Annotated in this window: 12 protein-coding genes and 1 tRNA gene; 7 read left to right on the top strand and 6 right to left on the bottom strand. The window is 48.9% G+C overall.

Going from position 1 to position 13,384, the window contains the following annotated elements; translation table 11 throughout:
• Positions 1-18 precede the first annotated feature (18 nt).
• Both TH19_RS09560 and TH19_RS09555 read left to right on the top strand, forming a co-directional pair.
• Entirely contained in the window at positions 19-432 is a 414-nt protein-coding gene (locus tag TH19_RS09560) for an H-NS histone family protein (protein WP_114102098.1), read from the top strand.
• Positions 433-648: 216 nt separating this feature from the next.
• A complete protein-coding gene (locus TH19_RS09555) occupies positions 649-1,038 on the top strand; it encodes a hypothetical protein (RefSeq protein WP_114102097.1) in 390 nt (129 codons plus the stop codon).
• A 94-nt stretch (positions 1,039-1,132) separates the two neighbouring features.
• On the opposite strand, the gene TH19_RS09550 is transcribed toward TH19_RS09555, so the two are convergent.
• The 3 genes from TH19_RS09550 to TH19_RS09540 form a co-directional block, all read right to left on the bottom strand.
• Positions 1,133-2,167 (bottom strand): integrase, encoded by a 1,035-nt coding sequence (locus TH19_RS09550; protein ID WP_114102096.1) that lies wholly within the window; start codon positions 2,165-2,167, stop codon positions 1,133-1,135.
• A gap of 149 nt (positions 2,168-2,316) precedes the next feature.
• Positions 2,317-3,993 (bottom strand): site-specific integrase, encoded by a 1,677-nt coding sequence (locus TH19_RS09545; protein ID WP_114102095.1) that lies wholly within the window; start codon positions 3,991-3,993, stop codon positions 2,317-2,319.
• An 84-nt stretch (positions 3,994-4,077) separates the two neighbouring features.
• A tRNA-Leu gene (locus TH19_RS09540) sits at positions 4,078-4,163 on the bottom strand.
• Between the two features lie 216 nt (positions 4,164-4,379).
• On the opposite strand from TH19_RS09540, the gene TH19_RS09535 reads away from it, so the two are divergent.
• The 4 genes from TH19_RS09535 (at position 4,380) to TH19_RS09520 (ending at position 8,999) form a co-directional block, all read left to right on the top strand.
• The gene (locus tag TH19_RS09535) at positions 4,380-4,967 is read left to right on the top strand and encodes a YqaA family protein (protein ID WP_114102094.1); all 588 of its coding nucleotides are present in this window, start codon (positions 4,380-4,382) and stop codon (positions 4,965-4,967) included.
• 43 nt (positions 4,968-5,010) lie between these two features.
• Positions 5,011-5,526: a disulfide bond formation protein B gene (locus TH19_RS09530; protein WP_114102093.1), complete on the top strand. Its 516-nt coding sequence runs from the start codon at positions 5,011-5,013 to the stop codon at positions 5,524-5,526.
• Positions 5,527-5,780: 254 nt separating this feature from the next.
• Positions 5,781-6,668: a helix-turn-helix domain-containing protein gene (locus TH19_RS09525; protein WP_114102092.1), complete on the top strand. Its 888-nt coding sequence runs from the start codon at positions 5,781-5,783 to the stop codon at positions 6,666-6,668.
• A 168-nt stretch (positions 6,669-6,836) separates the two neighbouring features.
• Positions 6,837-8,999 carry a TonB-dependent siderophore receptor gene (locus tag TH19_RS09520; protein ID WP_258547892.1) on the top strand — a complete coding sequence of 721 codons (2,163 nt, stop codon included), beginning with the start codon at positions 6,837-6,839 and terminating at the stop codon, positions 8,997-8,999.
• 90 nt (positions 9,000-9,089) lie between these two features.
• Here the strand turns inward: TH19_RS09520 and TH19_RS09515 are convergent, their stop codons facing one another.
• Positions 9,090-9,656 carry an HNH endonuclease gene (locus TH19_RS09515; protein ID WP_114097161.1) on the bottom strand — a complete coding sequence of 189 codons (567 nt, stop codon included), beginning with the start codon at positions 9,654-9,656 and terminating at the stop codon, positions 9,090-9,092.
• A gap of 370 nt (positions 9,657-10,026) precedes the next feature.
• A complete protein-coding gene (gene rpmB, locus TH19_RS09510) occupies positions 10,027-10,320 on the bottom strand; it encodes a 50S ribosomal protein L28 (protein ID WP_008889909.1) in 294 nt (97 codons plus the stop codon).
• A gap of 486 nt (positions 10,321-10,806) precedes the next feature.
• Here rpmB and TH19_RS09505 point away from each other — a divergent pair, with 486 nt between their 5' ends.
• Complete coding sequence (locus TH19_RS09505) at positions 10,807-10,995, top strand: hypothetical protein (protein ID WP_114102091.1); 189 nt, start codon at positions 10,807-10,809, stop codon at positions 10,993-10,995.
• 147 nt (positions 10,996-11,142) lie between these two features.
• Here TH19_RS09505 and TH19_RS09500 read toward each other — a convergent pair whose 3' ends face one another.
• Positions 11,143-13,224 (bottom strand): putative bifunctional diguanylate cyclase/phosphodiesterase, encoded by a 2,082-nt coding sequence (locus TH19_RS09500; RefSeq protein ID WP_114102090.1) that lies wholly within the window; start codon positions 13,222-13,224, stop codon positions 11,143-11,145.
• Between the last annotated feature and the right edge of the window lie 160 nt (positions 13,225-13,384).

Below are 13,384 nucleotides of genomic sequence, written 5' to 3'. Positions count from 1 at the left end.
TTATATTTGGAGAAAATTATGGCTAAAGTTGATATTTCAAAACTCAGCTACCAGGAACTTAAAGATTTAATGGCACAAGCTGAGAACGAAGTTGAAAACCGCAAAGAACAAGCGATTAAAGACCTTCGTGGAGAATTTGACCAAAAACTCCATGACGCCGGTTTCTCAATTCGTGAACTTTATCCTGAGATTTTCAAGTTCTCTGGCACGACTTCGGTATCCAGCCCCAAAGCCAAACAGTCAATAACCCCCAAATATCGCAATCCAGATAACCACGATGAAACCTGGACTGGTCGTGGTCGTGTTATTGCTTGGGTGCTACGTGTAGCAGAGGAAAAGGGTGTGTCTGTTGAGGAAATCAAGAACGACCCTGAGTACCTGAATCCTGAACATCCGAACTTTGAGGCTCATAAGAAATCCCTTAAAGCTTAAGAAGAACCTCTACGGGTGCCTCCAACTAACCTTAATTACAAATTATGAAAGAAAAGAGGAAAAAAACCTGCCCCTCTTTTACATAAAACAAGTTTGCCAATGCCTAACTTCTTGAGGCACTTCATAAAATAGTTGGAAATCTTTGGTAGGATGTTGTTTCATGCTATCTACATGGTAAGATAATATTTAACCAAGCAAACCGGGTAAGGTGAAACTATGTTTGAGCTAGGAAAACGTTACGAACTAGAAGAAATAAAAAAAGCATTAGGTGTGAAAAATGGAGGTTCTATTTTAAAAAAAGGAAATAGTTTTGTTGCACTGACGATGGGTAAGCAGAGTTTCATAGAACCTAACGTATTTTTAGTCGGCAATGGAAATCTTATAAGGAAGGCTGGCCGGGATTTAGCAAGTGAAAAGAAACCAATTCATATCTTTTTTCAAAACAAGTACAAAGGATTGGCTTGTATAGAAAACACCAAAACAGCTCCAAGCAGTATAAAGGCCAAGCTCTCTGATTACCCTCATTTAAATTCTAAAGATTTTTCAAGAATGGTATTTCTTAACTTTAATTACAATGAATCTTCAGAAGAAAAAACAACCCCCTAGGGGATAAAATATAGTAATATATTTTCCGCCACATTCATAGCTGCTGCATTCTTGATAGGAACGTCATTAAGTTTAATTTATTTTCTATATAAATTCACCCCACTAACATCTTCCTAACATCGTCATTTGTTGGGTGGGTATACCTCATAAGCATATCAACAGATTTGTGACCTGATTGCCTCATAATGATTTTGAGGTTTGCTCCTTTGGCAACCATACGGCTTAGAGCTTCGTGTCTCAGGTCATGAATTCTCAGATTGCTGATTTTGGCCTCTCTGAGTGCCATTTTCCATCTGTACTCCACTTTGTCCTTATTCAGGCCAAAGATGTCACCAGAGAGCCTTAAATGAAGGTTTTGGATAGCATCTAATGCCTTCTGTGAGAGTATGACATCTCTACTGGTTCCGTTTTTGGTATCCGGTAGGGATAATACATCACCTTTAAGCCATGCTCGTTTCGCTCCAAGGATTTCTCCAAGTCTCATTCCAGTTTCCAGAGCAACTATGATGATAGCTTTCATTTCTTGGCTATCATGTCCTTTCTCAATGGCTTCCATGAGACGATGCTCTTCATCACCTTCAAGCCTTCTCTCACGGCCTGGAGCCGGTTTGGGCAAGCTGTTCTTTCTTTGTCGTAATATCTCGACAGGATTTTCCAGACTGGAATAACCCCAATCAAACTTGGCTACCTGAAACACATTGGACAGAATGAAAATTTCATTTCGGATGGTTGATGCTGCTTTGCCCTGCTTGAGCAATTCATCACGAATATCAGCAATGTCAGAAGATTTGATTTTATATAGAAATTTCTGCCCTATCGGATGGGCCATATATTTCTTAATACGACCGATTTCCTTATCATGCCCCTTCTTATGGACACTGACCTCTTTGAGGTATCGGTTCAGAACATCCATAAACAGGGTATCCTGTTCTTTATCTTCATCAAGAAGCCTTGGATCCCTCCAAGCCCCCAACTTCATTGAATCATGTGTATGCCTTGCCCAAAACAGGGCATCTTTTTTACTATTAAATGTTTTTGAGAAAGTTTTAGCATATACCTTATATGGATAATCTCGCGGAACATTAATTGTGATTGTGAATTTACCTTTCCTCTTTCTGATACTTGCCATTATATTTTCCTTTTTATTGTTTATTTAAAATTAAGAAAAATAAATGCAAAAGGCAACAATATAATAACAAAACATATCAACCTTCTAAAACCCAACAAACAGAGGGGTTTCAGAAATTACACCTGCCGGAGAATCCGATGTATAGTATTTTACTTTACATAAAGGTGGGAAAAATCGAGCGTATCATAACTGATATTATTTATTTCCTCAGAATGCTTTTTCTGAAGTTTGTCAATTCCATATTCCTCATTAACATCGTTCAAAGAATGTCCCATGAATTTTCTCTGAACACCATAGGGCAAATCTGCACGCCTCATTGCATCCTTGAAAGTATGACGGAAACTATGGAATGAAATAGCTTGTGTTTTTATTCCAGATTTATCAAGAAGATATGAAAACCTTTCAGCCATCAAAGTAGAATGCCTGCCATACTTATCTGCGTACCAATCAGGAAATAGCTGCTCCGAATGACTTTGACACTCTGACTTCCGTTTCTCTAAATAATCGAGAAAACCCATTTTAATTAATTCGTTATGAACCGGAACCAACCGAACTGACTTTTTGTTCTTGGTTCTCTTGTTTATTTCATCCAATTCCTCTTCGCTGATATTTAAATCATAATCCAAAACATCTTCATAGGTATATTGGTCAACGATATGAAAATGAGGAATATTATTATAATTGACAACATCCATGATAAGGAGTTGACCGATTTCACTTGAACGAGCTCCCGTAAACAATCCAATCAAGATACCCCAAAACTTAAAGTCCCTGATTGGATAATTCCCTGGTGTCATCCAGTTAACCGAATTCAGACAGGAATGAAAAAGAGGAACGTTAAATATTTTAACAAGCTCTTCATTCTTGAATGACCTTTTAGGCTTTCTTCTGGTAGCTGTATAATCATATACTGGCTCCTCCAACTTAAAGTCACTCATTGGGTTATATTCTAATATTTTATGTTTTTTAATATAATCAAAAACAACCCTGATAGAGCTAGCATGCTTACCTTTAAATGTTTTCCATTTATAAGTGTCGTATTTTTGCCCATCAGGTAAATTGTCATTAACTTCAATTGCTTTCAGCGGATTACCTGACGCAATTTTCTGGTAGTCTAGCGGCACCCTCAGAAAGAGGGACTGATACTCTTCAAAGTCTGACAGTTTATATTCATGAACTGGTTTGTCCCCAACCAGACCTGTAAAGAGGCTTACCGCCCTTCGATATTGAGGCAGGCTATGGTCTAGAATTTTGCCTTTCTTGTTTTTTTCAACCTTATCAACAAAGTACATCAGCTTCTGATTTGCCTCTGGATTTCTCTTTTTTATATCCAGTTTTCCGTCTTCAATTTCTTTCAGTTTTCTCTTTTCATACTTCAGGTCATCACCAACTTTTTCTAATTTTCTGGATTTCTGATTGCTGTAATATGTTTGCCTTCTTAGCTCGGCATCCTGAAGGACGTTCTGAAGATACAAATCGAGATTTTTCATCTCAACTATTCGTAGCTGCATTTCTGCTGAATATTCATCTATGATAATTTTCTGAGCCAGAATTTTAGCAAGCCCTTTATGCTTCTCATCAAGCATTTCTTCCAATTTGGCTTCGAGTTGTTCTTTCTCTGATTTGTCAGACATTCGTATCTCATCAAAAAACATCAACATGTGTCGAGATACGATAGCAGCCTTTCGCCTTGCACTGGAAGGTTCTGCTGTTCGCAGTGCAATCTTGTAAGCCTGACGTTTTAGGTAAGGTTTGATGTCTTCTGGGATGCGGCAACGAAAATAATATCTGCCAGCAATCCTAACTACGTTTGTAGCCAATGACATAAGGAACACCTGATTGGTACACACAATAGGTACACAACCAACTTTGAACGTTCGTTAAGTCATTATAAAACAATGGAAAAGCGATGGTGCCCCCGGGGAGAATCGAACTCCCACTCACTAAGTGAAACAGATTTTGAGTCTGCCGCGTCTACCAATTCCGCCACAGGGGCAGGCAATTTGGGTGCATGTGGCACCCTCCATCGACGGGCGGGATAATAGCTGTAAATTTCGCGGGGTCAATGGGGCTTTATGCAAAAATGTTGCAGAATTTGCGTTCGCGAACTGCATCATTGCGATTAGCCCCGAAATGCGCTTTGATCGCGCCGATATTCAAGGCCCTGCGCCATTCACCACAAGACCCACAAACAAGATAAGGCGCACCTGCCGTGATCCGCAGCCTGTATGACTGGACCATGAACCTTGCAAGCCACCGTCATGCAGGCTTGGCCCTTTTCTTCATTGCGCTGATTGAAAGTTCGGTCTTTCCGATCCCGCCTGACATTCTGTTGATCCCGATGATCATTGCCGCCCCGACCAAGGCATGGCGCTATGCGCTGATCTGCCTGGTTGGATCGGTTCTGGGCGGTATGATCGGCTACGGGATCGGCTTCTTCCTGTTTGAAACGGTCGGACGTCCGGTGCTTGAACTTTACGGCTATGGCGCAAAGTTTGACCAGTTCCGCGATTATTATAACGAATGGGGGGCTTGGGCTGTACTGATCGCCGGTATCACACCGTTCCCCTATAAGGTCATTACCATTCTGTCTGGCGTCACGGCACTTGACCCGCTTGTCTTTACCCTTGCCTCGATTGCGGCGCGCGGATTGCGGTTCTTTGTGATTGCCGCCCTGATCTGGAAATTCGGCCCCGCCATTCGCGATTTCATCGAAAAGCGACTGGGCCTCGTTTTTACCATATTTATCGTGGTTCTTGTCGGTGGGTTCGCCGCGATCAAACTGATCCCGCACGGATGATCCCATGAACAGTTTTCAAGGAAGACGAGATTCGGATCCGCAGATGCTTAAATTGCTTCGTCCACACTATGCCCCGGCCCTTGCGCCAATCATCCTGTTTCTGGTCTCTGCGGGCAGCATCGGTTTCGCGCTTTATGCGCAATATGTTCAGAAACTGCTGCCCTGCATTCTGTGCCTGTATCAGCGTAAGCCGTTTTATGCCGTGATCGGCCTGTCACTTCTGGCGCTGGTTCTGGTGCGCTTCCCCAAAGCCGCCCGCGCGATTGTTTATTTGTGCGGTGTGACCTTTGCGGTTGGCACTGGCATTGCGATCTATCACGTTGGCGTTCAGGAACTCTGGTGGCAGGGACCGGCCATGTGCGGTGGTGTGCAAAGTGGTGCAAGTTCCCTGGCCGAACTTAAGGCACAGCTTTTGGCACAGCCGATCATTCGCTGTGACAAGATCGACTGGACCTTGTTTGGCATCACCATGCCAACCGTGAATGTGTTCTTCTCCGCCGCCCTGACGGTCTTTTGCTTTATCGCACCGTCGCGCTGGATGAAACAGGACAACGCATAAGGCATTTTGCCGACCCACGTGTTCGCATTCCCATCCAGACAACACCGACATAAGTAAACCCGCCCGGCATCCTGGGCGGGTTTCTTTTTGGAAAACACACGCGCGACGCGATCATTTGATCAGAAAATGAACAATTCAACCAATGATAATGAGAATTGTTATTGTTTGCAGCCGATTCCGGGTTATAGTCGCGCCCAGATTCTCAACCACGCCAACCACACAGAATACCAAGGACCCGCGCAGGATTGCCCGACATGACGTTCCATCCGCAAATGACCAGCCAAATCGAGGGGATCTCCCTTCTGGATGATTTGCGTTTTCGTCGCTGGAACGCGGCCATTACCGACCTTTGGCATGTCGAATGCGAACCCGATGCAGGCGGAACCTATGTTTCGCATGCCCCCCGCCTTGTTGCATTTCTTGATTGTGTTGGCGACGGGAATGTTGAAGTTCGGGCATCCGATGGGGTCAACCGCCCCGGACCGCGCGGACAAGGATGCCTGTCCTATGTCCCTGCCGGGATGGAAGTATCGTCCGAGGTCCGCGGCAAATGTCGATTGCGACATCTTGATATCCATCTTGATATCGATGCCCTTGAAAACAGTATTGGCAATGCGTTTGATCGCGTTGCCCTTGAAACACCGCGGATCGGCTTTTGCGATCCGCGCATCAACGCGCTGGTTCGCCTGCTTGCCGATGACCTTGAAAGCGGCATGACAAGCCCGCAAATCTATGGCGAAAGTCTGGTAACGGCCTTGGTCACAGCACTTCTTAGCCCGGTACAGGCCATAGAACCGCAGCGCAAGCGCGGCAAACTTGCCCCCTATCAGCTGCGTAAGACCGTCGATTACATCGAAGAAAACTGCGGGCGGACCATCCGGCTTGATGAATTGGCGCAACTGACCGGTCTGTCGCAATCCTATTTCTGTTCGGCCTTTCGGGAATCCACCGGAATGCCCCCACAGCAATGGCAAATGAAAGCCCGGGTTGAGCGCGCCAAGAACCTGCTTAAAAAAGGTGATACGCCGCTGGCCTCGGTTGCGGCCGGTGTCGGCTTTGCCGATCAGGCCCATTTGACCCGGGTGTTTCGCAAGATCGTTGGAACAACCCCCGGTGCCTGGCGTAAGGAACAGCTTGCCTGATTTTAGCCAAAATCCGTTCAATCCACCAAAATCCGGTTCAATATTTCCCCGTCGCGCGCGTGATAACCAATGGCCCATCATAAAAGATGGCCGGCCGGTTCCCGCCCAGCAGGTCGTCGTCACAGACAACCGACACAGGGAATCCAGATGTTTTACGCAGGACAGAAATTGTCTAAGACCCTTTTGCTCAGTACCGCATTCGCATTGAGCTTTGCAGCCTCGAACGTTGCGATGGCGCAGTCAGGCGATGATACGGCAACCGCAGAAGACCAGGGAATTGCGCTTGAACCGTTGCTGATCGAGACCGACCGGGCATCTGCAAGCGCACCGGTCAACGGCTATGTCGCGACCCATAGTGCGACGGGTTCAAAAACCAGCACCTCCATCGAGGAAATCCCGCAATCGGTATCGGTCATCGGCCGCAAGGAAATGGACAGCCGGGGTGTCGACAAAGTCGATGAAGCATTGCGCTATACCGCAGGCGTATTCACCCAGCCCTATGGTTCGGATTCGGATACCAACTGGTTCTTCATCCGCGGCTTTGAGGCCACCCAAAGCGGGGCATATCTTGATGGCCTGCAAAACTACGCCTATGGCTTTGGCGCGTTTCAGATCAATGATTACAATCTTGAACGGGTAGAAGTTCTGCGTGGTGTTGCCTCTGTCCTCTATGGCAGCAGCAACCCGGGCGGCATGGTCAATTATGTCAGCAAACGCCCGACGGATGAGCCGCTGCGCCGTCTTGAGTTTTCCGTCACCGAAACCGGCAAATACGGCACCGGCGTTGATTTCAGCGACAAGCTCAGTGATGTTGCCGCCTATCGCCTGACCGGTAACTTTACCAATGGCGACGAACAGGCCGACGACAACGAAGGTTTTCAGGGAACAGTCGCGCCAAGCTTTGCCTGGACCCCGAACGAAGATACCAGCCTGACCCTGCTGAGCAGCTTTACCTTTGTTGACGGCAAGCATAATGGCGGTCTGGGCTTCCTGCCCTATTTCGGTACGGTCAAAGACGCGCCTTATGGCAAGATTGACCCGGAAACCAATTTCTCGGAACCCGATCTTGATAAGAACCTGCGCCGTCAGGTCATGGTCGGATATGAACTTGAACATGATATCAATGACGACCTGACCTTCCGCCAGAATGCGCGGATTGGCCATGCCGACATTCATGAAATTTATTATTACCCAAGCGGCTATGCCACCGGCGGGACAACGCCCACCACCACCAATTACGATCTTGATCGCTGGGGCTTTGAACATCGCACCCAGATCACGTCAATCGGTCTTGATAACCAGCTTGAACAGCGCTTTGCGACCGGTGCGCTTAACCACACCCTATTGGGGGGCATCGACCTCAAACGCTTTGACATGTCGCGCAAGGAATATTCCGGTGCAGGCACCGATATCGATCCGCTGAACCCTGTTCACGGCACGACACAGGTCGCACGGTCCGCCTATCTTGATCAGGACATCGTCATGAACCAGATCGGTGTCTATGCACAGGATCAGATCCGGTTTGGTGACGGCTGGATCACCACCCTTAACGGTCGCTATGACTATGTCACGACCGATGGCGACGATCCGATTTCCAAATACAACAATTACGGCGAAACCGCTGGCGAATGGAGTGGCCGTGCCGGTCTTGCCTACAGCTTTGACAACGGGCTGACCCCCTATGTCAGCGTTGCGACCTTCTTTAACCCGGTTCTTGGTTCAAGCTCCAAGGGTGTCTATGAACCTGAAACCGGCAGCCAGTACGAAGCAGGCCTGAAATACGTTCCAAAAAGCTTTGACGGCCTGTTCACCGTCGCGGTCTTTGACCTGACCCGTCAGAACGTCATCACCGGCACCTTCCAGAACGAACGCCAGCTTGGCGAAGTCAGCTCCCAGGGCATCGAATTTGAAGCCAAGGCCAACCTTACCGAAAACCTTCTTCTCAGCGCCAGTGCAACCGCCTATGACCTTGAAGTCACCAAAGACGAAGACACCAGCGTGATCGGCAAACAGCCGGTCACCGTCCCGACCGAAATGGCAACCCTTGGGCTTGATTACACCATCCGTCAGGGCACGCTTAGCGGCCTTCGTCTCGGTGGTGGTGTCCGCTATCAGGGGGCTTCCTATGCCGATGAAGCCAACCAGTACGAAGTACCGGCCGTCACTCTGTTTGATGCGGGCCTTGGCTATGGCGTCGAGAACCAGTGGAACCTCAGCCTGAATGTCAACAACCTGTTTGATAAGGAATATGTTGCCGGTTGTAGCTCGGCCACGGCCTGCGGTTACGGCGAAGGACGTAGTGCGCTGCTGAAGCTTACCCTTGATCTGTAAGTCTTCCTGAACCACCGCACAAAACAAAGCCGACGGTCCTGCCGTCGGCTTTTTTGTTGTCTGGCCGTTCTGTGCAAAAATACAGGCCGATCAGAAGTCGTATTCGAGTTCCGTATCCCAGTACAAAAAATCCCGCCAACTTTCATGAAGATAGTTTGGCGGGAAACGGCGTCCTGTACTCTGCAGTTCGTGCATACTGGGCTGTCCCGGCGTCCTGCGCAGCCGCAGGCCCGCTTCGCGCACCGAACGGCTGCCCTTGAACAGGTTGCAGTCCGAACAGGCCGTAACGATGTTTTCCCAGTTGGTACGCCCGCCGCGCGCGCGCGGGATCACGTGATCAAAGGTCAGCTCGTTGGTCGGAAGCCGGTCACCGCAATACTGGCACGAAAATTCATCCCGCAGAAAAACGTTAAAACGTGTGAATGCCGGGCTGCTTTTAAGCGGGACATATTCCTTAAGCGAAATGACGCTGGGCAGCTTCATTTTAAAGGAAGGGGAACGCACTTCGCGGTCGTATTCCGAAAGAACATCGACGCGTTCAAGAAAGACCGCCTTGAGCGTATCCTGCCATGACCATAGAGACAGCGGGAAGTAGCTCAACGGCCGAAAGTCGGCGTTAAGAACAAGTGCCGGACACGCATTGGGCGATAAATGCATATCATCCGCTCCACCGTGTTTACCGAGTCGCTTGCCTTGTTTAGCAGGTTCGGGAATCGCTGGTGATGAAGAAATCGTGACGTTTCACCAAACCGGGCGACGCGGCGACGTAAACCACTGATAGAGCAAAGTATAGACCAATTTCGCAAAAGCGCAAAGGCCGCGTTCTGCCGAGTCGCCTTTTCACCGTTCAAGAACACGGCAAACCTTGCGACTCCGGCCTTTTCCGATTGCCGCACGGCACAAAAAAAGCCGCGCCATCCACGATGGTGCAGCTTGTCTTGTGGCTTTAAAAGCCCTGCGATCAGATAAACGAAAGGCCCGCCAGAAGCGAGCCTTCGTATATCTGTCTGTAAAGCAGAAGCCTGAATTAGGCAGCTTTTGCTTCAACAGCTTTGGCGACCTGGCGTTTGATTTTCACCAAATCTGCCGGCAGCTTTGCATTTGCAGTGCTGAGCAGATATGCATCCAGACCACCACGTTTTTCGATGGTGCGGACAGCATTGGTGGTCAGACGCAGACGCACCGAACGACCGAGCGACTCACTAAGCAGCGAGGTCGGCTGCAGGTTCGGGAGGAAACGACGTTTGGTACGATTGTGGGCGTGGCTCACATTCATGCCGACCAAAACGCCTTTGCCGGATACCGGGCAGCGACGTGCCATGACCTGATCTCCTGGTCTATAAATTCGCAAAAGGACGCTTGGCCTGAACATGCAGGCCCGCGCTTGGAGCCGGGTTATTACCTGCTCTGACCAATGTCGTCAAGCCTTCATCAACCGAAATCTGCGACAAAAACGCTTATCCGAGCTGTTTTCACAATAATCCTTGGTTTGGGTCGGTTTTTACCCAACTCAACCGCACGGAATCTGCGCCTTTCCAAACCAGCACGACAATATCTGGCATGGTTATCACCGGCCAAACAGACCGATCAGAGCCTTGTAAGAAATCGATTCTCGGCCAATATCGCCGATCTTTTATATCAACAGGGGTTAAAGGGATATGACGATTCCCGCAAGTACGGTCCTGACTACGCACACCGGTACACTTAATCTCTAGCGTTGATTGACACGGATCAAAACGCAAAGCTGCAAAGAATGCTAGCTTCAACACCATGAGTTAAAAAATCCGTTTCGGGAGCATGACGGGATATGAAAACAGATAGCAAAGTATCTTTGCCGTTGTTGGGCATACTGCTGGTCGCAGTGGTTGGTCTGGTACTTTATCTTGCCGGTTACGTTCTGGCGCATTTCGGCGTACCGGTCGCATCCTTCTGGATTTATGTCGCACTGGCGCTGGTGCCGGTCTGCTTCCTTGCTCTGATTGATTTCAGCCGCTGATACTGCCCCCCAAAAACAGATCAGCACTTAAAACGGCCCATCACTGATGTGACAGGCCGTTTTTTTTATTTCCACCGGGATGACGAGCTTGCCCAACGTTCCATGTCACCCCCAAACCAATGCAAGGAACCCGAGGGCAAAAACCTCCTAGAGATCGGTCTGCGACATCAACGATACATTTGGGCTTTGCCAATGACATTCCACACATGGAATGGCTCCTGGTCGGGCAAAATAGTATCCCTGATAGGCGTCAACCCCCATATCGTTAAGCATATCACGTTGCTGTTCTGTTTCGACCCCTTCGGCAACGACCTGCAAGCCAAACCGATGAGCGATCAAAATCGCCCCTTCGATGACGACGCGGGCATTTTCATCCATCTTCAAAATGAATGATTTATCGATCTTGACCGCATCGATCTGGATTTGATGCAGACGCGACAGGGACGAATATCCGGTCCCGAAATCATCAATATGAATGCCGATCCCCATATCAAACAGTTGGTCAATCACACCGGCAATCTGCGATCTTTGCCGTTCTTCAAAGATTGATTCGGTAACTTCAAGGATCAAACGGGTCGACGCCAGTCCGGTTTCATGAAGAATACGCGAAACCGTCTCGGCAAATCCCGGTGCGACGAGCTGGCGGATCGACACATTGACCGCAATCTTGGTTTCATCATCTGTCGGCAAGGCCCGCGCAATTGCCAAACATGCCGTGCGAAGGCACCATTCGCCGATCTCGACAATCAGTGCACTTTCCTCGGCAATCGGGATGAATTCATCGGGCGGGACAGAACCAAGCTCATGACTGTTCCACCGCAGAAGCGCCTCATAGGCGACGATATTGCCATCCTGTGCATCTATTACCGGCTGATATTCAAGATGGAACTCGTTGGCACCAAGTGCCCGACGCAGGGCCTGATTGATCACCAGACGCCGTTCCTGTTCGGTCAACAAAGTGCGATCATAACTGCGTACATTGCCTCGCCCGGATCGTTTGACCTCGGCTGCGGCAAGGTCGGCCCAATGGATCAGCTCGGAAATTCCGGGATTACGGGCGGCGGCAAAGGCAACCCCCGTGCTGAAACCGACATGCAGGGAATGCCCACAAATCATGATCGGTTCCCCCACAGCAATCCGCGCCTTTTCAATTGTCTCCTCGACAAGCTCAGGCAAGGCATCATGCGAGGTAGCCAGCACCATCAGGAATTCATCACCGCCCCATCGTCCGACTGCGCGTTGATCATCGGCATAAACCTTAAGCCGGTCGCTCACGATCCTCAGAACCTCGTCCCCGATCGCATGGCTTAGTCCGTCATTGATCTGTTTGAACCGGTCAAGATCGATAAACAGAACCGCATAATCAAGGTTGCGGTCGGACTGACGTTTCTGATTGAACCAGCCGACAATTCCGTCACGATTCAAAATGCCGGTCAGGGTATCGTGTTCGACAAGTTTTCGAAGTTCTTCCGTGCGTTCCGCCACCCGGGTTTCCAGGGTCGCGTTCCAGTTTTCCGTAATTCTGTTTTTCTGGCGCAAATCTTCGACCAGATGATCATTCTGATGTTTAAGCACCAAGGACCGGAACAAAACAGCATGGTTGTTGCGGTGTGTCACCAGCATAACAAACAGGAAAATCAGCGTCAGGAAGGCAAGAACATAATTTGAGTCCGCCATGATCGTCAGGATGACAGCAGGCGGGAACAATAATGCAATCAGGTAAATCCGCCCGACCAGGAAGACCGGGGCAAGAATACCGGTCGCACCGCCCGCCAGACCGGCAATGATGATCAGTGTCATGAACTGGCTTTCGCCACGTACTGTCGGAATTTCCAGTATTCCGATCACCGACCACAAAAAGCCCGCACTTAGAACACCAACCACATACCGCTGGTGCCATTTTTTGAAATCTGACGGATCAAGCTCGGAGACAGCCTTACGCGCGCGTCGGAAAAGGTAACCGCCCCACAGGCGGATGGTACACAACACCGTAACAATGACCGCCCACCATACGGTAAGTTCGACCAAATCCCCCTGAAGCCATAACACAGCAACCAGCCCACCTGCCGCCGCAAGGTTGACCAGGATATTTGCCCAATTGTTTCGATAGGCAAGATCAAGAAGATCGCACCGCACCTTGCCGGTCAGTTCATCACCAGCTTTTAGTGCAATCCGGGGATCAATAAATCGACTTGCGATTCGCCTGACCAAACTGGTGTGTTTTTCCATCTGGTCTTGTTGCCTCTGCCCTCATCGCTTGAATAGACAATCCTATACATAGGTACTATCGAACACCAACGAGAATAGCGAGAAGCACAAAAAACCGGGGACCTGTTTTTGCCCGCACAGCCGCAAGATGATCAGGGGAAACCGGACCATGCGTCCGCTC

Origin of the sequence: Thalassospira profundimaris (genome assembly GCF_003326675.1) — a bacterium.
Taxonomy (GTDB): domain Bacteria; phylum Pseudomonadota; class Alphaproteobacteria; order Rhodospirillales; family Thalassospiraceae; genus Thalassospira; species Thalassospira aquimaris.
Note: the sequence above shows the minus strand (reverse complement) of the source record. Positions and strands in the feature narration are given on the sequence as shown.